Below are 18,940 nucleotides of genomic sequence, written 5' to 3' on the forward strand. Positions count from 1 at the left end.
CCCCCCCCCCCTCCCCCTCCCCCTCACCCTTCCTCTCCCTCCCCTCCCGACCCCGAAGGGCCGCACCGTGTCCCTCACCGCCACCGCGAAGGCCGGGCCCCGCAGCCCCGCCGGAACCGGGCCCGGTCCCGACGACGGACGGGCCGCCACGCTCCGGCGTACCTGGCGCAAGGCATCCCCGTACGCCTACATCGCCCCTTTCTTCACCCTGTTCCTCGCTTTCGGGCTCTTCCCCCTCCTCTACACCGCGTTCGTCTCCCTCTACCGGGTCGAGCTCCAGACGAGCGGCGAGATGGAGTGGCGGGGGATCGCCAACTACACGGCGCTGTTCACCGACGAGTACTTCTGGATCTCGCTGCGCAACACATTCACCATCGGCGTGCTGTCGACGGTCCCGCAGCTGGCGATGGCGCTGGGTCTGGCCCACCTGCTCAACTACAGACTCCGCGGCCGGACGTTCATCAGGACCGCGATCCTGCTCCCGTACGCGACGTCCGTCGCCGCCGCCACACTCGTCTTCGCGCAGCTCTTCGGCAGGGACTTCGGGCTGATCAACTACGCGATCGGGCTGGTCGGCCTCGACCCGGTGGACTGGCAGACGGGCACGGTCGCCTCGCAGATCGCGGTGTCCAGCATCGTGGTCTGGCGGTGGACGGGGTACAACGCGCTGATCTACCTGGCGGGCATGCAGTCGATCCCGCACGAGCTGTACGAGGCGGCGGAGATGGACGGGGCCTCGCGCTGGCGCCAGTTCATCCACGTAACGCTTCCCGGCCTCCGCCCCACGATCATCTTCACCGTGATCATCTCGACGATCGGGGCCACTCAGCTCTTCGGTGAGCCGCTGCTGTTCGAGGGGTCGATCTCGGGCGGGATCTCCCACCAGTACCAGACGCTCGGCCTGTACATGTACGAACAGGGCTGGGGCTTCTTCCACTTGGGCCGGGCCGCGGCCATCGCCTGGGTGATGTTCGTCCTGATCGTGGTGCTCGTCGGGGCCAACGCCCTGATCGCGCGCCGCCGCGCACGCAAGGAGGCCGGCCGATGACCGCGCTCGCCGCACCGCCGACCGCCCCGGAAGCGGGCCGCCCGCCGCAGGACCCGCCGCCCGGTGGGCGGGGACGCATGCGGGGACGTAAGGGAGGCGCGGGCCGCACGATGAAGGGCGGCTGGCTCTCCTACCTCATCCTCGGCTTCGCCCTCCTGATCTCGGCGTTCCCCTTCTACTGGACGATCGTCACGGCCAGCCGTTCCAACGCCGACATGGCGAAGGTGCCGCCGAGCCTGCTGCCCGGCCCGAACCTGATCAGGAACTTCGAGCAGGTCCTCGAAGAGGCGGACATCGGCAAGGCGCTGCTGAACTCGCTGATCGTGTCGAGTTCGATCACCATCGGCACGGTGCTGTGCTGCACACTGGCCGGATTCGCCTTCGCCAAGCTGAAGTTCAAGGGCCGGGGCGCGCTGCTGACGCTGACGATCGGGACAATGATGATCCCGCCGCAGCTGGGGGTCATCCCCCTCTTCATGCTGATCGCGAAGCTGGAGTGGGTGAACCAGCTCCAGGCGGTGATCCTGCCGGGCCTGGTCTCGGCGTTCGGGGTCTTCTTCATGCGCCAGTACCTCGTGCAGTCGCTGCCGGACGAGCTGATCGAGGCAGCGCGGGTGGACGGAGCCTCGACGGCCCGGATCTTCTGGTCGATCGTGATCCCGATCGCGCGGCCGGGGATGGCGGTGCTCGGGATGCTCACGTTCATGACGGCGTGGAACGACTTCTTCTGGCCGATCATCGCGCTGTCCTCACAGGAGCCGACGGTGCAGGTCGCGCTGCGGCAGCTCGGCGGCGGTTACGTCAACGACCAGTCGGTGATCATGGCAGGCACGCTGCTCGGCACGCTGCCGGTGCTGCTGGTGTTCGGCCTGCTGGGCCGACAGATCGTGGGCGGGATCATGCAGGGCGCGGTGAAGGGCTGACGGGGGCGGCGCCCGCTCAAGTCCGCAGGCAGGACGCGCCGCCCCGTCCCCGCCCCGTCCTCCCCTTCCTCTCCCTTCCCCTCTCTTCCCATCTCTTCCCCTTCCTTCCCCTCCCTCCCTTCTGTCCCCGTCTCCACTTCCTCACCTCCCTCCCCCCTCACCTCTGGAGTGTCAGTCTCATGACCGCTGTCGATGCCCGCCCGGCGACCGCCACGCATGACGCCGCGGGACTCCGCTTCCCCACCGCATTCCGCTGGGGGACGGCCACCGCCGCCTACCAGATCGAGGGCGGTGCCACGGAGGGCGGCCGTACGCCGTCCATCTGGGACACGTTCAGCCGGACGCCCGGCAAGGTGCGCAACGGCGACACCGGCGACACGGCCGCCGACCATCTGCACCGGATGCCGGACGACGTACGGCTGATGAAGGAACTCGGCGTCACGGACTACCGGTTCTCCGTCTCCTGGCCCCGCGTCCAGCCGACCGGCCGGGGCCCGGCGGTGGAACGCGGCCTGGACTTCTACCGCCGCCTGGTGGACGAGCTGCTGGCGGCCGGGATCAGACCGGTGGCCACGCTCTACCACTGGGACCTGCCGCAGGAACTGGAGGACGCGGGCGGCTGGCCGGAGCGGGACACGGCGCACCGGTTCGCGGAGTACGCGGGCCTGGTGGCGGGGGCGCTGGGCGACCGGGTGACGACCTGGACGACGCTCAACGAGCCCTGGTGCGCGGCGTTTCTCGGGTACGGGAACGGGGTCCACGCCCCCGGCCGGACCAGCGACCTCGCGGCCCTGCGCGCCGCCCATCACCTGAACCTGGCGCACGGCGCGGGCGCGAGGGTCCTGCGCGACCGCCTCCCGTCGACGGCCGAGATCTCGTTGACCCTGAACCTCCACGCCCTGCGTCCGCTGACGGACACGGAGGCGGACCGGGACGCGGTGCGCCGGATCGACGCGGTGGCGAACCGGATCTTCCTGGAGCCGGTGTTCCACGGGCGGCTGCCGCAGGACCTGGTGGAGGACACGGCGGCGGTGACGGACTGGTCGTTCGTACGGGACGGGGACCTGGAGGGCACGTCGACCCCGATCGACTCGCTGGGCATCAACTACTACTCCCCGAGCGTGGTTTCGGCGGGGCGGTCGGAGTCTCCCTCTCCCTGGGCGGGCGCGGAGGAACATGTGGCGTTCACTCCGGCCCCCGGCCCCCGCACGGCGATGGACTGGCCGGTGGACGCGAACGGCCTGTACGAGCTCCTGACCCGCCTCCGCGACGAACTCCCGGACCTGCCGCTCCTGGTGACGGAGAACGGCGCCGCGTACGACGACTACGCCGACCCGGAAGGCCGGGTCCACGACCCGGAGCGGGTGGCGTACCTGGAGGCGCACCTGGCGGCGGTGCACCGGGCGATCGCGGACGGGGTGGACGTACGCGGGTACTTCCTCTGGTCGCTGCTGGACAACTTCGAGTGGGCGTACGGCTACAGCAAGCGCTTCGGCATCGTCCACGTCGACTTCGCGTCCCAGCGCCGCACGGCGAAGGACAGCGCGCGATGGTACGCGGAGGTGATCGCGCGGGGTGGGCTGGAACGGGGGTAACTGCCGGGTGGGGGCTGGAACGGGGATGACCGCCCGGCTTGGGCCGGCGGAAGGCTGAGGGGCGTGGGATTCCCCGCCGAAGCCCACCGCGACGTCCATGTCCGCCACACCCGGCCGAGCCGCACGGGCGGGTTCGACCGACTCACCCCGCCCACCGCCCCGTGAGGAACGTCAGCGCGACCAGTGTGGTCAGCGGGGCGGCCACGCACAGGTACGCCGTCCTGAACCAGGGGCGGCGCAGGCTCAGGGCCGCCAGGCCGATCCACAACGGCCACCACAGCAGGGTCGCGCGGGGGATGGACGTGTACCAGTACGACGTTCCCAGCGCCCACAGGCTCAGCGCGACGTACACCGCCTCCGGCCAGCGGCGGTACCGTACGAGCAACGCGACCAGGGCCAGACCCACCAGCATCGCCGCCAACTCCGCCTGGAACAGCGCCGCGTAGCCGGTCGTATGTATGCCGTCGAACGCCGCGTGCCACGTGTTCGCCCACGCCTCCCAAGGGGCGTGGAAGATCCGGTACCAGCCGCGTTCCTGGGCGTGCTTCCACGCCATCCAGTCGCCCGTGTGAGCGTGCAGGTACCAGCTGTACGCGGCCGGGGGCAGCGCGGGAAGCAGCGTCCAGCCCGCCGCCCGCCAGTCCCGGCGGGTCCGGGCGGACAGCACGAAGAGCAAGGCGACGGCGGCGGCGAGGAACAGGCCGCTGACGCGCACGGTCGTCGCCAGCGCCACCAGAACGGCCGCGAGAGCCCACCGGTGCCGCAGCGCGGCGAGCCAGGCGGGCAGGGCGAAGGCGAGGAACAGCGCCTCCGTGTACCCGGCGGCCAGGAACACCGCGCAGGGAGAGAGCAGGAAGAGGACGACCGTACGGTGGTCGGCCCCGCCCTCCGGCAGGTACGCCCGCGCGATACGGGCCAGGGCCAGCACGGCCACCGCCCCCGCGACGAACGAGATCAGCAGCCCGGCCGCCGTCCAGTCGGGGACCACCGTGTGCACGGCACGCAGGAGCAGCGGGTACCCGGGGAAGAACGCCTCCCGGTTGTCCCAGCCACTCACCCAGGGGCCCGCGCCGGAGGGGAAGTAGCCGTCGCGCGCTATGTGGAGGTAGTGGTTCGCGTCCCACTGCTGGAAGGGGGCGAGGACCGGGGCCGCCTCCCGGTCTCCCGGGCGGGCGGGGAACAGCCAGCGGGCGAAGTGGGCCGTGATGCCCAGGGATATTCGGGTCAGGAGGTAGAGCCACAGCACCCTGCGGTCGGACGGGCTCAGGCGTGCGGACAGCCTGCGGAATCGGTCGGCCCAGGGGGGTCGGCTCGGCACAACGCACGCAGAGGCAGGGGTAGGAGTAGGGGTAGGGGAAGGGGCAGGGGAAGGGGAAGGGGAAGGGGAAGGGGAAGGGGAAGGGGAAGGGGAAGGGGAAGGTCTCAGGCCCGGCGAGAGTGTGAACATCGGGCACCTTTCGGACGCACCTCGGCGTGCAGGATCGCCCGGTGAGTCCGCCGGGGCACAGGAAGGAAGAGGGTCAGCGCTTACGGGAAGAGGTCACGGGGCTAGCGTCGCCGCCTCCCGCGTCGACGTCGTCGGCGTGGACGTCGGTGGAGCCGACGCAGGTGGCCGCGTCGTCGGCGTGGACGTCGGTGAAGCCGACGCAGGTGGCCGCGTCGTCGGCACGCCCCCCTGCGTCGCGGGCCCGCCCTCCGAACCCGTCGTCGTCCCCGGCACCGTATTGCTGGGCACCGGTGGTGGCGGCTCGGTCGGTTGACGGTCGGACGGTACGGGTGACGGGTAGCTGGGCGACGGGCTCGTGGCGGGGGCGACCGGGGCGGGCCGCGTCGGCAGCAGGCCCGCGGCGGCCGCGCCGCCCCCGCCGACGACCAGGCACACCCCGACCGCCAGCGCGGCCATCCGGCGTCGCTGCGCCCGCATGCCGCGCTCGGTGATGCCGGATGCCGGGGCCGCATCGGAGCGAGCCCGCCCGAAGTCCCCCGCCTGCCGGAACAGCGATCGCAACGGGTCTTCGGACCCCTCGACCCCCACGGGGTCCCGTGGTTCAGACATCAGGAGCCTCCTCCAGGCGGGGGTCCTGCAAACGGACGGCGAGCGCCGCCCGTCCGCGAACCAGATGCGTCTTGATCGTGCTGCCGGAAAGCCCGGTCTCCCTGGCGATCTGCTCGACCGTGAGGTCGCACAGGTAGTGCAGGGTCAGCGTGCGCCGCTGCTGCGCGGGCAGCTCACGGAGGGCGTCGACCAGAACCACATGCCCCGGGTCCGGCGGCGCCACGTGCTCCGGCACACCGCTCCCCCGGCCCCAGGCGTCTGCCGACCGCCGCCGGAAACGCCAACGGCTCACCGCCAGACGCCACGCGACCGTACGGATCCACGCCTCGGGCTGCCCGTCACGCTCCAGCCGCCCGCGCCGGACCCACGCCTTGACGAACGCTTCCTGCACGACGTCCTGCGCCTCCTGGAGGTCGCCGGTCATCACGTACAGCTGGCCCGTGAGACGCGCGACCGCCTGGGCGTAGAACTCTTCGAACTCCTCGACGGTCAAATGTCGCTCCCGGGTCTTTCGCTTCACCGGGTATACGCCCGTCGCAGGTCATCCGGTCGACACCGCCCACGAAGAATCGGTGGTGACGGTCGTCACAGGACCCGAAAGGCCCAGCCCCCCGGAAGATCACGCCCGAAAGGCCCAGCCCCCCGGAAGATCACGCCCGGAAGGTCCAGCCCCCGGGCGATCACGCCCCAGGAGGGAACACGCCCTCACTCGCCCAACCTCTTCTCCAACAACGTCACCCCGTACGTCCGCCCCCCGTCGCCGTTCTTCCCCGCCTGCTCGCCGACCACCACGTACCCCGCGTCCTCGTAGTAGCGGCGGAGCCGGTCGTTGGACGTCAGGCAGTCGAGCCGGCACAGCTCCCGCCCGTACGCGGCGATCCGGCGCTCGGCCTCGGCCAACAGCGCGCGGCCCGCGCCGGGCGGGGCGGTCCGGCGGTCGGTCATCAGGCGGTGGACGTAGCCCGCGACCGGGGGCTGCACGCCCCAGGCGGGCTCGTCGTCCCACCACAGCTCCCAGGCCCCGGCGCTCGGCCCGTCCGGCCCGAGGGTGGCGATCCACACCTCGCCCGCCCGCAGCCTCGCCCGGAAGTGATCGGCACCCAGATCGCCGGGCTTCCACTGCTCGATCCCGTGCGCGATCTGCCAGCGCGCGGCGGCATCCCGGAGGCGTACGAGCTCGGTCAGGTCACTCTCGGTCTCCTGCGCCCGGCGGAACGACAGGGTTGCGGGTATCAAGCTGGTGTTCGTCATACGGAGATGCTGCCGTACGCCGCGAGGCCACCGGTCGGCGGACCGGACCGCCCGAAGCTCAAGCCGTGAGATCCGAGCGCTCTTAACAAGGATTGGGTGGATGGGTCAGTTCCCCCACCCACCCACCCTGGCAGCGAAGTTGACCGTTTGTGACCGACTTGCGACGCACGGTCGCCAGGCTCTAGCGTGCGGAAGGACCAGACACAAGAAAAGACGACCCCCGCCGGTGCTGAGAACACCGAACAGGGGTCTGACCAACGAAGACCACATCACAGAAAAGACCTCCGTGGCTGACAACTACCTTAGTGCTGCCCCTACCACGCCGCACTCACCCCCGCACCCCATGGCCAACCCCGGCTACGGCAAGCGCTGCGCCCCCGGCGAACGACCGCGCACCGAACGCGACTTCGCCCACCTCCTCCCCCGCGACGCCGCCGTCGCCTCGTACATCGACCGGCTGCCCGACGGCTCCGACATCTCCGTGAAGACGCTGGCCAAGCACCTCCCGTACGGGCAGTGCGCCCTGGGCACCACCCTCAACCGGCTCCAGGCCGCCGGGCATCTGCGGCGCGGCAGCGAGTGCGTGATCACCGACAGGCAGATGTTCTGGGTCACCCGGACCTTCTTCTCCCGTACCGCCCGCGAGGACGCGTGGTGGAGCGCCTTCATCCGGGGCGACGTCCCGCCGGACGAACCCCGACGGCCCACCCGCTCCCGGGCGTTCATCCTGCTGGCCGCCCTGGGGCGTACGGCCCCGACGCTGACGCTGTCCGCCGCCGACTGCCTGCACCTGGAACCCCGGGTCGGCGAGTGGTTCGCCCGGGGCGCGACGGAGGCCGAGCTGCTGCACGCCCTCACCGACGGACTGCCCGTACCCGTGCATCACCCCGCCCGCCTCGTAGAGCGCCGCCTGCGCGACAAGCTGCCGCCCGAGCGGGTCCTGCCGGGCCCCCGGACCGTCCTGCGCACCCTGGAATGCGGCGAGTGCCAAGTCCCCGGACCGCCCGAAGCGCTGCTCGGCGGCCTCTGCCGGCCCTGCCGGGGGCCGTCCCCCAAGCCGCCTGCCGGGCCGCCCGGGGCCGTGCAGCCGCCCGGCGTGCGGGAGCGGATGAACGCGGTCCGGGCGGGCCTGGTCCCCCGGTCCGAGAGGACATACCGATGACCGTGCAGCTCGACCGCAGATCCGACGGGGCACGATGGAGGGGAGGAGGCGACGCCATGACCCCCAGCCCCGCCGATCACGCACCGCACGCCCAGATGTCCGTCGAGGAGTTCGAGCAGCTCGCCCGGACGGCCCCCGAGACCGTGACGCTTGAGCTCATCAACGGAAAGCTAGAGGTCAAGCCCGTGCCCGACGGCGACCACGGAACCATCTTCATGTGGCTGCTGCGTCAGTGCATGCAGCATCGCCCCGACCTCGACCTGCATCCGGAGCAGGGACTGATGGTGGAGGCGTACCGGCAGGGCCGCGCCCGCCCGGACGGTGTCCTCGCCCCTCGTCGGCACTTCGCCGGACAAGGGGAATGGGCACCTGCCGAGGGCGTCCTGATGACCGTGGAAGTGACCTCCCACGACCACGACACCGACCGTCGCGACCGGAACGAGAAGCCTCACGGATACGCCGCAGCGGGCATCCCGGTCTACCTCCTGATCGACCGCGAGTCCGGGACCCTCCTCGTCCACAGCGAACCCGACAAGGGCCGCTACCGGCAGCAGCACTCCTACGACTACGGTGACGCCGCCGTCCTCCCCCGCCCCGTCTCCATCACCCTGGACACCGAGGAACTCAAGGACTACGCCCGCTGACCCTCAGCGCACCTCCGCCGCCAGCTGCGTCGTCGCCAGTTCGCGGTAGAGGTCGTCCGAGTCGATCAGCTCCTCATGTGTGCCCGCCGTGCGGACCCGGCCCTCCTCCAGGACCACGATGCGGTCCGCGTGGCGGACGGTCGACAGGCGGTGGGCGATGACCAGCACCGTGCTCTGTGCGGCCAGTTCGAGGATGACATCGCGCAGCGCCTGCTCGTTGACCGCGTCCAGCTGCGAGGTGACCTCGTCCAGCAACAACAGGCGCGGGCGGCGCAGCAGGGCGCGGGCGATGGCGATGCGCTGGCGTTCGCCGCCGGAGAGGGTGACGCCCCGGTGGCCCACGGCCGTGTCCAGGCCGTCGGGCAGCCGGGCGACCAGGGTGTCCAGCCGGGTACGGGCCACGGCCTCGGCCAGCGCCTCCTCCCGCGCGTCCGGGGCGGCGAAGAGCAGGTTCTCCCGCAGCGTCCCGGCCAGGACGGGCGCGTCCTGTTCCACGTACGCGAGGGAGGCTCGCAGCTCCGCCAGCGGCCAGTCGCGGATGTCCCGGCCGTCCACGGTGATCGTGCCGCCGTCGTGGTCGTAGAACCGCTCCAGGAGGCTGAACACCGTCGACTTGCCCGCCCCCGACGGGCCCACCAGCGCCACCAGACCGCCCGTCGGTACGTCGAACGTGACGCCCTTGTGGGCCGGGGCGCGCTCGTCCCCGTACCCGAAGGTCACGTCCTGGAAGGTGACGCCCAGCGGGGTGCCCTCCCCCGGTACGCCCCCGGAGCCCGTGGTCGGTTCGCCCGGCAGCGACTCCACCTCGTCGATCCTCCGTACGGCGGCGAGGCCGCTCTGCAAGCCCGTCCAGCCCTCGACCAGGCCGCCGATCGGGCCCATCAGGTAGAAGAGGTAGAGCAGGAACGCGATCAGCGACGAGATCTCCAGCGAGCCCGACGCCACCCGCGCGCCGCCGACGCCCAGCACCGCCAGGAACGCCAGCTGGATCGACATCGTCATCGTGACGTCGGAGACCGAGGACCACTTCGCGACCGACACCCCCTGGTCGTACGCGTGCCGCGCCGCCTCCGCGACCGCCGCCGTCTCCCGCTCCTCCGCCCCGCTCGCCTTGACCGTACGGAACGCCTGGAGCACCCGGTCAAGGGCCGCGCCCATCGCGCCCACGGACTCCTGCGCGCGGAGCTGCGCCCGCTGGATGCGCGGCATCAGCAAGGCTGTTACGGCCCCGATGGCGACGATCACGACGAGGGTCACGCCGAGCAGCGCCAGGTCCATGTACGCCATCAGCGCGACTGTGCCCAGCAGCATCAGAACGCTGTTGAACGACTCGACGAGACCGCTGGACAGCACCGTGCTCAGCAGCGTCGTGTCGCTCGTGACCCGCGCCTGGAGGTCCCCGGGAGTCAGCCGGTCCACCGCCGGGACCTTCAACCGCATGATCCGGCCCACGAGTCGGCCGCGCGCCTGGAGCACGACGCCCTCCCCCGTACGGGCCATGAGATAGCTCCCGTACGCGGAAAGGTAGGCCCCGGCGAGGACGAGTGCGGTCAGCAGGACGAGCGGCCCGGCGGGCGAGCGGCCGTCGGCGAACGTGTCCACCGCGTGCTTCGCCATCAGCGGCATCGCGAGCCCCGCCCCGGACCCGGCGAGCGACAGCAGCCCCGCCCCCAGCAGGACGCCCCGGTGGGGGCGCGCCCGGGCGAGGAGGAGGCGGAGGGGGGAACGGCCCGGCACGGCCCCGGGGGCCCTCTCGGTGCCGGGGGCCTTCTCGGCCGCAGGGTCCCTCTCCACCCCAGGGGCCTCCTCGGTCCCAGGGGCCTCCTCGGGGGGACGTTTCGTCGCAGTTTCCGCCGCGCGCTCAGGCAGCCCGCCCGCTCCCGTCGCCCCCGTCGCCCCCGTCGCCCCCGCCACCGCGCTCACCCGGAACCCCCTCGCGTACCGTCGTCACCACCATCAAGGGACGCAGATCCGCCGGTTCTGCCTGCTCCCCGACCGTACGGCCCCCCGCCTGCACCCAAGCATGCGGTGAGAACGGCGGTGCCGTCCGGACCCCCGCGCACCAGTCGGGCCAGAAGCCGGACATCCTGCACGCCAGGGCGATGGCGACCGAGCGCGGCAGACAGCCGTAACGGCCCGCGCAGCGGCGACTGGTGGCGACGACCGCCTCGTACACCTCCAGCGTCTCCGCGTACGAGGCCGGGCGCGCGCCCCTGCTGCACCGGGTCAGCACCCGGCGCAGGCGGCCGGGCTTGAACCGGGCCAGGACGAACGCGGCGGCGATCGCCGCGCGCAGGCGCGGGCCGCCCGCTGCCGCGCCCCGGCGGGGCATGGTCATCTCGGTGGTCACGGGCGCAGGATCTTCGCGTCGACGAGCTGCCGGGTCAGCTCCGCCACGTCCGACTCCGCCTCGGCGCGCTCGACGTCGAACTCGGCGACGATCCGTTCGACGGCGGCCTCGGGGGCGTGTCCCGCCGCCAGGGTCTCGACGACGATGACGCTGGTGTCGTTCAACTGCCAGTAGCTGCCGTCCTTCTCGTCGAGGAGGACGCCGCCGTACTCGGTCGTCGTGACGGCTATGCCTTTTCTGAGCTTCACAGGGTCGCCTCGCTGGAGGGGGTGGTGGAATGGAGTGCGGGCCAGGCGTTCTGCGCCGTGCGCAGCCAGGTCTCCCCGGCCACGGTCGGGCTGATGGAGTGCTCGACCAGGACCGGCGAGAAGGGCTCGGCGGCGAGCCGGAGCAGACGGCGGGAGTCGACCAGGCCGTGTGCGGCGAGCCGGGAGTCCGCCCACAACTCCGCGAGTTCCGAGGCGTGTTGACTCAGCCCCTGGTGTTCGTCGGAGGACATGTGGTCCTTCGTCGTCCGGGCCAGCAGCGCGTCCGGCACCACCCCGCGCATCGCCTCGGCGAGGAGCGGCTTGTAGCGCCAGGGGCTGATCCGCTCCGGCAGCCGGACGGCGAGGGTCGCCTCCAGGACCCGGTCGTCGTAGAAGGGCGCGGCGACCGGCAGCCCGATCGTCATGCCGACGTCCTCCATCGCCTGGAAGTGCCGGGCCCCCATCCGTACGGCGTCGATGTCCACATGCCGCCCGCGCCACGGGTCGATCGGCTCGGCGTGCTCGGCGGCGGCCCGGAACTCCTCCGTGATCAGGGCGCATCCGTGGTCCGTGAACCACGGGCGCAGGGACTGCCGTACGCCCCAGGAGAGCAGCGGGGTCCTGGCTACGGGCTGGGGTTCGGTGCTGACCGCGCCCGCGATCCAGCGGGGGAACGTGGAGCGGCCCAACAGGGCCTTCAGCGTGGGCAGGAGGGGCCAGCCGAGCTGGTGGCGCAGGCCGCTGAGGTGGTTCCAGGCGGTGAGGGGGTTGCCGTGGAAGAGGTCCTGGTAGGCGTGGGGCAGGCCGAGGAAGAGTTCGTCGCCGCCGTAGCCGGTGAGATGGTAGCGGGAGCCGGTGGCGCGGGCGCGGCTCAGGAGCAGGTGCGCGCGGGCCCGGCCGGGGGCGACGGGGAGCGGTTCGTCGTTGAGCTCGGCGGAGGTGGCGGCGAGGTCGGCGTAGAAGTAGGGGGCGTCGTCGGCGGCGATGAGGTGGTGGTCCAGGGCGGAGGCACCCGCTGTTCGCCGCGCCGCCTCGGCTCCCCGTCCCGCCACGCCCTTCGGCGCCGCCTCGGCTCCCCGCGCCGCCTCCACCGCCCTCCGCGCCCAAGTCTCGTCCTCGCTGTAGCGGTCCCGGGCGGCCACCGTCAGCAGGGACAGGCTCGCCGGGCCGGTCTCCCGGGCGGCGAAGGTGAGGGCCGTGGAGTCCATGCCGCCGGAGAGCTCGCAGCTGATCCGGTCCAGGCCGCCGACATGGGCCCGTACGGAGGCGGCGACCGCGTCACCGAGTCTTCGGGCCCCCTCCGCCAGGGAGAGTTCGCCCGGCGGCGGCTCCCACCAGCGGTGCTCCGCGGGGCCGGGGACGGCGGCCGTGCCCGGTGCTGCGACGGGCAGGGCCAGGCCGTACCCGGCACCGGTCTCGTGGACGCCCCGCCACACGACGCGCCGGCTCAGGGGGTGCGGCACGAAGTCCAGCAGCCGCAGCGCGAGCGCGCCGTCGTCCAGGGGCGCGTCGATCAGGCGGGCCAGGACGGCGGGGCGGTCGGACGCGATGGTTCCGGCGTCCGGGTGCCGGGCGTGGTAGATCCGGCGCAGTCCGGTGGCGGTTCCCCGGACCCAGGTCTCCCCGGAGAGCCGGGCGACCACGTGGTAGAGGCCGGGCAGCCGGGCGAGGCGGGCCTCCAGGGCGGTCCGGCTCCGGGCGCCCTCCAGGAGCCCGGCGAGCACGGCGTCGGGGACGCGGTCCGGGCCGATGAGGACGAGGGCGTCCCCGCCCCGGGCGAGGTGGCTGACCTTGCGGACCAGCGGGCGGGCGACGACCCAGGGCCGGCCCGAGGGGTGGGCGACGGTCAGGGCGTCGCCCACCGGCGGGACCGTCCCGGTCACTCCCGGTGCGGGAAGCCGCCCGGCCGCCGCCGCTCCCGCCACGCTGTCCGGCAGGACGACGAAGTAGTCACGCAGCTGGCCGGGCATCTTCACCTTCCGGAAGTTCTCACACAGTGCGGGGGTAGGGGACCGGCGGATCAGACGATGCGCCGGGTCCAGTACTCCTTGTACGAGCCGACGAAGTAGCCGGCGGTCTTCTTCGAGAAGTCGCCCTGCTTGAACATCGACGGCTTCACGTAAGCCTTCTTCTGCTGCTTCATGAGACCTTCCCTTCTGCGTGATTGACGACCGTTATGCCCAACTTGGGTCTGCATAACTGAAGTTGTTCATGCGACTGGTGTTCACCACGTGAACACCAGAGCCATCATGTCCCGCTGCCGAACCGGTACGCATGATTCCGACTTACGGCACGAAGTTGGCCGGATAGCGCGAGCGGCGAAGACCTGGGCCCGAGCGCCCCACCACGGCACGGGGCACCGACCGGTCGGCATGTGCAGTCGCACATCGACGACTCCCTGCCGGCCGAGTGGACTGGACCAATGGCTGTACGCGGGGGCCGCATCGGGCAGTGAGCTGCCCGGAGAGCGGGCAGCGCCGGGTGTGTCGGAAGAACCAGCCGGGGCCGCGCCGTCCACAGGCCCCGCCCCCGACTGCACCACGGACGACCCGCGCGCCACCGGGATCGACGGAACCGGGCGCGCCCGTGTTGTCGTACGGCGTTGGGCGCTACAAGTAAGCATTCGGCCATGCCGAACAGCCGCGCCGCCTCCTCAGGCGCACCTCCCGTGGGCTCAGCGCGCCTCAGGTGGGCTTCGAGTGCACCTACGGTGGGCTCAGCGCGCCTACGGTCGGCTCAGGCCCGCCACCGGCCCGCCTCGCGCACCCGGTAGCCGCCCCAGGCCGCCGTTCCGACGCCCAGCAGCAGCGGGATCATGCCGTAGCCGACGAGCTCCGACGAGTGTGCGAACCACCGTCCGCCGTCGAAGACCTGCGTCGCGGTGATCGTCTCGGGGTCGGTCCTGCCGTCGTGGTCCGCGCTCGATCCGGCCGAACGTCTCCACCCGCATGCCGAGTAGGCCGGAGAGGCCCGTGCCGGTCACCACGACGAACAGCCCCGCCGCGAACAGGACCGTCCCCACGAGGACGAGCGAGGCGCCCTTGAGCCGGCCTCTGCTCCACCGCGTGCGCCCCGGGCCGCTGCTCCCCGCGCTCCCCGCCTGCGCAGCCGCCATGGCCACCCCGCCCCCCGTGTCCGTACAACCGTCCCCGCATTGTCCCAGCGGAGCCCGTCCCGGGACACGCCACAGGGGCGGCACCTCCGGTGAAGGAGATACCGCCCCTGTGGGACGTACGCGGAACTTCGATCGACCGGCGGACCGGACCCGATCAGAAGTCCATGTCACCGCCCGGCATGCCACCCGGGGCGGCCGCGCCGGCCTTCTCGGGCTTGTCGGCGATGACGGCCTCGGTGGTGAGGAAGAGCGCGGCGATGGACGCGGCGTTCTGCAGAGCGGAGCGCGTGACCTTCGCCGGGTCGAGAATGCCCTCGGCGATCATGTCGACGTACTCGCCGGTCGCGGCGTTGAGGCCGTGACCGATCGGCAGGTTGCGGACCTTCTCCACGACGACGCCGCCCTCAAGGCCACCGTTGACGGCGATCTGCTTGAGCGGGGCCTCCAGCGCGAGCTTCACGGCGTTGGCGCCGGTCGCCTCGTCACCCGTGAGGTCGAGCTTCTCGAAGACGGCCGAGGCCTGGAGCAGAGCCACGCCACCACCGGCGACGATGCCCTCCTCGACGGCGGCCTTGGCGTTGCGCACCGCGTCCTCGATGCGGTGCTTGCGCTCCTTGAGCTCCACCTCGGTGGCGGCGCCGGCCTTGATGACGGCCACGCCGCCCGCGAGCTTCGCCAGGCGCTCCTGGAGCTTCTCGCGGTCGTAGTCCGAGTCGGAGTTCTCGATCTCGGCACGGATCTGGTTGACGCGACCCTGAACCTGGTCGCTGTCACCGGCACCGTCGACGATCGTGGTCTCGTCCTTGGTGATGACGACCTTGCGGGCGCGGCCGAGCAGGTCGAGCCCGGCGTTCTCCAGCTTGAGGCCGACCTCCTCGGAGATCACGGTGCCACCGGTGAGGATGGCGATGTCCGCGAGCATGGCCTTGCGGCGGTCACCGAAGCCCGGGGCCTTGACGGCGACGGACTTGAAGGTGCCCTTGATCTTGTTGACGACCAGGGTGGACAGGGCCTCGCCCTCGACGTCCTCGGCGATGATCAGCAGCGGCTTGCCCGACTGCATGACCTTCTCCAGCAGCGGGATCAGGTCCTTGACGCTGCCGACCTTCGAGTTGACGATCAGGATGTACGGGTCGTCGAGCGACGCCTCCATACGCTCCATGTCGGTGGCGAAGTACGCCGAGATGTAGCCCTTGTCGAAGCGCATACCCTCGGTGAGCTCCAGCTCCAGACCGAAGGTCTGGGACTCCTCGACGGTGATGACGCCTTCCTTGCCGACCTTGTCCATCGCCTCGGCGATCTTCGCGCCGATCTCGGTGTCGGCGGCGGAGATGGAGGCGGTCGAAGCGATCTGCTCCTTGGTCTCCACGTCCTTGGCCTGCTCCAGCAGGGCGGCGGAGACGGCCTCGACGGCCTTCTCGATGCCCCGCTTGAGCGCCATCGGGTTGGCGCCTGCGGCGACGTTGCGCAGGCCCTCGCGGACGAGAGCCTGGGCCAGAACGGTGGCGGTGGTCGTACCGTCGCCGGCGACGTCGTCCGTCTTCTTGGCGACCTCCTTGACCAGCTCCGCACCGATCTTCTCGTACGGGTCCTCGAGCTCGATCTCCTTGGCGATGGAAACACCATCGTTGGTGATCGTGGGCGCGCCCCACTTCTTCTCGAGGACGACGTTACGGCCCTTGGGGCCGAGGGTGACCTTGACGGCGTCGGCGAGCTGGTTCATCCCGCGCTCGAGACCGCGCCGTGCCTCCTCGTCGAACGCGATGATCTTGGCCATGTGAAGTGGTCCTCCCGGACAGGGGTGGATTTCTCCGGACCGAGAGGCGCCCGCGACGGACGGCCTGCGTGCGTGGTGGTTCCTTGCCCCACCGCGCCTGCGGGCCTCACCGGCCCGGTCCAAGTTCTGTCACTCTCACCTGGAGAGTGCTAACGCCAATGATTAGCACTCGACCCCTGCGAGTGCAAGCGTCCCTGGTCGAATATGGACCGGACAGCGGACCGGATCCGGACAGCGATCGCGCCGTCCGCCCCGGACCCGGCACGCGCGAAGGGCCCGATCCCCCTGATCCGGGGGCCGGGCCCTTCGTGCGTGAGTGGTGTCGTCGGACGACCGCGCCGAGCTCAGCCGACGGCGAGCTTGACCATGTCGGCCTGGGGCCCCTTCTGGCCCTGCGAGATCTCGAATTCAACTCGCTGACCCTCTTCGAGGGTGCGGTACCCGTCCATCTGGATCGCGCTGTAGTGGACGAAAACATCCGCACCACCGTCGACCGCGATGAAGCCGTACCCCTTCTCCGCGTTGAACCACTTGACGGTGCCCTGAGCCATGCCTAACTCCCCTATTACTGGCCCTTGCACAGGACCGCACTTCGCGGGCCCGGGTCAGAACTCACCCTCCGACAGGAGAGGGTGTGCGGCGCCGTAGCGCGTCGACCGCGGCTGAATGTATCTGTCCAACTGCCCTCTGCAACAGGTCAATCGGACGAGAATTCTGGGCGCGGCCGAACGCCCGAATATGCGGGATTGCTGAAAATTACGGGCAAGTCGGGCCAGGCAAAGGCCACTTATGCCTCAAGAGGTTCACGTACTTTGGCTGCTTCTTATCGGTCCGGGCGCATTCTCATATGTGCGGGCGGCACGGGCAGCGAAGGAGGCTTCCCCAACTGTACCCCGCTCAACCATGCAGAATTGCCCCCTCCGCTTCTCTCGCGGAGGGGGCAACTGCGGGTGCTGCGGGTGCTGCGGCGTCAGCAGCCGCCGGCCACGGCCGGGATGATCGAGACACCTGCACCGTCGGGCGTGGCCGCGTCCAGGCCGCCCTCGAAGCGCACGTCGTCGTCGTTGACGTACACGTTGACGAAGCGGCGCAGCTTGCCCTGGTCGTCCAGGACGCGGGCGGCGATGCCGGGGTGGTCCTTCTCCAGGGACTCGATGACCTCGGAGAGCTTCGCGCCCTCCGCCGTGACCTCGGCCTGGCCGCCCGTGTACGTACGGAGGATGGTGGGGATGCGGACCTTGACGCTCATGGTGGTGCCCTTCTTCCTTCGTTCTGGGGTGGTCAGGCGGAGCCGAGGCCCGCGGTGCGGAACGCGTCCAGGCTCGGCTTGATCGTCGCCGTGGCCTGCGAGGTCGCGGAGACCGCGTCGAGCGTCTTGAGTCCGTCTCCGGTGTTGACCACGACGGTGGTGAGCGCCGGGTCGATGACGCCGGCCTCGATGAGCTTCTTCGTCACGCCGAGCGTCACCCCGCCCGCCGTCTCGCCGAAGATGCCCTCGGTGCGGGCCAGCAGCTTGATCGCGTCGACGACCTGCTCGTCGGTGACGTCCTCCACCGCGCCGCCGGTACGGCGGGCGATGTCCAGGACGTACGGGCCGTCCGCCGGGTTGCCGATGGCCAGGGACTTGGCGATGGTGTTCGGCTTCTGGGGCCGCACGACGTCGTGACCGGCCTTGAAGGCGGCGGAGACCGGGGAGCAGCCCTCGGCCTGGGCTCCGAAGATCTTGTACGGCCTGTCCTCGACCAGGCCGAGCTTGATGAGCTCCTGGAGCCCCTTGTCGATCTTCGTCAGCTGGGAGCCGGACGCGATCGGGATGACGATCTGGTCGGGCAGCCGCCAGCCGAGCTGTTCGCAGATCTCGTACGCCAGGGTCTTGGAGCCCTCGCCGTAGTACGGGCGGAGGTTGACGTTGACGAAGCCCCAGCCCTCGCCGAGCGGATCGCCGATGAGCTCGGAGCAGAAGCGGTTGACGTCGTCGTAATTGCCCTCGATGCCGACCAGTTCACCGCCGTACACCGCGGCCATGACGACCTTGCCCTGCTCCAGGTCGTGCGGGATGAACACGCAGGAGCGCAGTCCCGCGCGGGCGGCGGCGGCACCGACGGCCCCGGCCAGGTTGCCCGTGGAGGAGCAGGAGAGGGTGGTGAAACCGAAGGCGCGGGCGGCCTCGACGGCGATCGCGACGACGCGGTCCTTGAAGGAGTGCGTCGGGTTGCCGGAGTCGTCCTTCACGTACAGGCCGCCGGTGACGCCCAGCTCACGGGCGAGGTTGTCGGCCTTGACCAGCTTGGTGAAGCCGGGGTTGAGGTTGGGCTTCTGCGCGACGTCGGCGGGGACCGGCAGCAGCGGGGCGTAGCGCCAGATGTTGTCCGGACCGGCCTCGATGCGCGCCTTCAGCTCCTCGGGGGAACCGGCGGGCAGGTCGTACGCCACTTCCAGCGGCCCGAAACAGGACGCACAGGCGAAAAGGGGGCCGAGCTCGAAACGCTCGCCGCACTCGCGGCAGGAAAGCGCCGCGGCGGGACCGAGGTCCACGGAAGGCGTAGTGGTGGTGGTGCCGGGGGTGGCGGCGTTACCTGCAACTGTCTGAACAGCCATGATGGCGGAGGCCCTTTCTCCTCATCTTCCTCGCGACGCATTTCGCCACAAGACGGAATTGGCACCTTCCCCACCGTGACCTCGCGGTCGGTAGGAGGGTTGCCGGGACTTCAACGGGCCGTTCCCTCAGTCCCTCTGGATGAGCTCTATGGCGCTGGATCTTCGATCCAGGC

Annotated in this window: 18 protein-coding genes and 1 riboswitch; of the genes, 5 read left to right on the forward strand and 13 right to left on the reverse strand. The window is 71.0% G+C overall.

What is annotated here, in order from left to right:
- Positions 1-67: 67 nt before the first annotated feature.
- From CIB93_RS21365 to CIB93_RS21375, 3 genes are all read left to right on the forward strand, one after another.
- Positions 68-1,048, forward strand: a complete 981-nt coding sequence (locus tag CIB93_RS21365) for a carbohydrate ABC transporter permease (protein ID WP_096629066.1) — start codon at positions 68-70, stop codon at positions 1,046-1,048.
- Positions 1,045-1,971, forward strand: a complete 927-nt coding sequence (locus CIB93_RS21370) for a carbohydrate ABC transporter permease (protein ID WP_096628984.1) — start codon at positions 1,045-1,047, stop codon at positions 1,969-1,971. Before CIB93_RS21365 ends, CIB93_RS21370 begins: the two co-directional genes overlap by 4 nt.
- A gap of 179 nt (positions 1,972-2,150) precedes the next feature.
- Positions 2,151-3,566, forward strand: coding sequence for a GH1 family beta-glucosidase (locus tag CIB93_RS21375; protein WP_096628986.1), 1,416 nt, complete (start codon positions 2,151-2,153; stop codon positions 3,564-3,566).
- 142 nt (positions 3,567-3,708) lie between these two features.
- Here CIB93_RS21375 and CIB93_RS21380 read toward each other — a convergent pair whose 3' ends face one another.
- From CIB93_RS21380 to CIB93_RS21395, 4 genes are all read right to left on the reverse strand, one after another.
- Positions 3,709-5,013, reverse strand: coding sequence for a mannosyltransferase family protein (locus CIB93_RS21380; protein ID WP_179500192.1), 1,305 nt, complete (start codon positions 5,011-5,013; stop codon positions 3,709-3,711).
- A 73-nt stretch (positions 5,014-5,086) separates the two neighbouring features.
- Complete coding sequence (locus CIB93_RS21385; protein WP_179500193.1) at positions 5,087-5,446, reverse strand: hypothetical protein; 360 nt, start codon at positions 5,444-5,446, stop codon at positions 5,087-5,089.
- A 168-nt stretch (positions 5,447-5,614) separates the two neighbouring features.
- Positions 5,615-6,115 carry a SigE family RNA polymerase sigma factor gene (locus tag CIB93_RS21390; RefSeq protein WP_096628990.1) on the reverse strand — a complete coding sequence of 167 codons (501 nt, stop codon included), beginning with the start codon at positions 6,113-6,115 and terminating at the stop codon, positions 5,615-5,617.
- Between the two features lie 212 nt (positions 6,116-6,327).
- Positions 6,328-6,873 carry an N-acetyltransferase gene (locus CIB93_RS21395; protein ID WP_257002294.1) on the reverse strand — a complete coding sequence of 182 codons (546 nt, stop codon included), beginning with the start codon at positions 6,871-6,873 and terminating at the stop codon, positions 6,328-6,330.
- 343 nt (positions 6,874-7,216) lie between these two features.
- On the opposite strand from CIB93_RS21395, the gene CIB93_RS21400 reads away from it, so the two are divergent.
- Together CIB93_RS21400 and CIB93_RS21405 are read left to right on the forward strand one after the other, a co-directional pair.
- Positions 7,217-8,035, forward strand: a complete 819-nt coding sequence (locus tag CIB93_RS21400; RefSeq protein ID WP_179500194.1) for a hypothetical protein — start codon at positions 7,217-7,219, stop codon at positions 8,033-8,035.
- Between the two features lie 56 nt (positions 8,036-8,091).
- On the forward strand, positions 8,092-8,679 hold the full coding sequence (locus tag CIB93_RS21405; protein ID WP_096628992.1) for a Uma2 family endonuclease: 588 nt from the start codon (positions 8,092-8,094) through the stop codon (positions 8,677-8,679).
- 3 nt (positions 8,680-8,682) lie between these two features.
- Here the strand turns inward: CIB93_RS21405 and CIB93_RS21410 are convergent, their stop codons facing one another.
- From CIB93_RS21410 to thrC, 9 genes are all read right to left on the reverse strand, one after another.
- Complete coding sequence (locus tag CIB93_RS21410) at positions 8,683-10,602, reverse strand: ABC transporter ATP-binding protein (RefSeq protein WP_373558780.1); 1,920 nt, start codon at positions 10,600-10,602, stop codon at positions 8,683-8,685.
- On the reverse strand, positions 10,541-11,029 hold the full coding sequence (locus CIB93_RS21415; RefSeq protein ID WP_096628993.1) for a lasso peptide biosynthesis B2 protein: 489 nt from the start codon (positions 11,027-11,029) through the stop codon (positions 10,541-10,543). Before CIB93_RS21415 ends, CIB93_RS21410 begins: the two co-directional genes overlap by 62 nt.
- Positions 11,026-11,277, reverse strand: a complete 252-nt coding sequence (locus CIB93_RS21420) for a lasso peptide biosynthesis PqqD family chaperone (protein ID WP_096628995.1) — start codon at positions 11,275-11,277, stop codon at positions 11,026-11,028. Before CIB93_RS21420 ends, CIB93_RS21415 begins: the two co-directional genes overlap by 4 nt.
- Entirely contained in the window at positions 11,274-13,247 is a 1,974-nt protein-coding gene (locus CIB93_RS21425) for an asparagine synthase-related protein (protein WP_096628996.1), read from the reverse strand. The genes CIB93_RS21420 and CIB93_RS21425 overlap by 4 nt, the downstream gene beginning before the upstream one ends.
- A 50-nt stretch (positions 13,248-13,297) precedes the next feature.
- Positions 13,298-13,420, reverse strand: a complete 123-nt coding sequence (locus tag CIB93_RS37200) for a keywimysin-related RiPP (RefSeq protein WP_107470971.1) — start codon at positions 13,418-13,420, stop codon at positions 13,298-13,300.
- Between the two features lie 1,126 nt (positions 13,421-14,546).
- Positions 14,547-16,169, reverse strand: coding sequence for a chaperonin GroEL (gene groL, locus CIB93_RS21435; protein WP_047177982.1), 1,623 nt, complete (start codon positions 16,167-16,169; stop codon positions 14,547-14,549).
- A gap of 344 nt (positions 16,170-16,513) precedes the next feature.
- A complete protein-coding gene (locus CIB93_RS21440) occupies positions 16,514-16,720 on the reverse strand; it encodes a cold-shock protein (protein ID WP_003967346.1) in 207 nt (68 codons plus the stop codon).
- Between the two features lie 419 nt (positions 16,721-17,139).
- Complete coding sequence (locus CIB93_RS21445; protein WP_030113311.1) at positions 17,140-17,418, reverse strand: MoaD/ThiS family protein; 279 nt, start codon at positions 17,416-17,418, stop codon at positions 17,140-17,142.
- A gap of 32 nt (positions 17,419-17,450) precedes the next feature.
- The gene (gene thrC / locus CIB93_RS21450) at positions 17,451-18,767 is read right to left on the reverse strand and encodes a threonine synthase (RefSeq protein ID WP_096628998.1); all 1,317 of its coding nucleotides are present in this window, start codon (positions 18,765-18,767) and stop codon (positions 17,451-17,453) included.
- Between the two features lie 18 nt (positions 18,768-18,785).
- Positions 18,786-18,913, reverse strand: a riboswitch (SAM riboswitch).
- Between the last annotated feature and the right edge of the window lie 27 nt (positions 18,914-18,940).

The organism is Streptomyces sp. WZ.A104 (genome assembly GCF_002382885.1).
Taxonomy (GTDB): domain Bacteria; phylum Actinomycetota; class Actinomycetes; order Streptomycetales; family Streptomycetaceae; genus Streptomyces.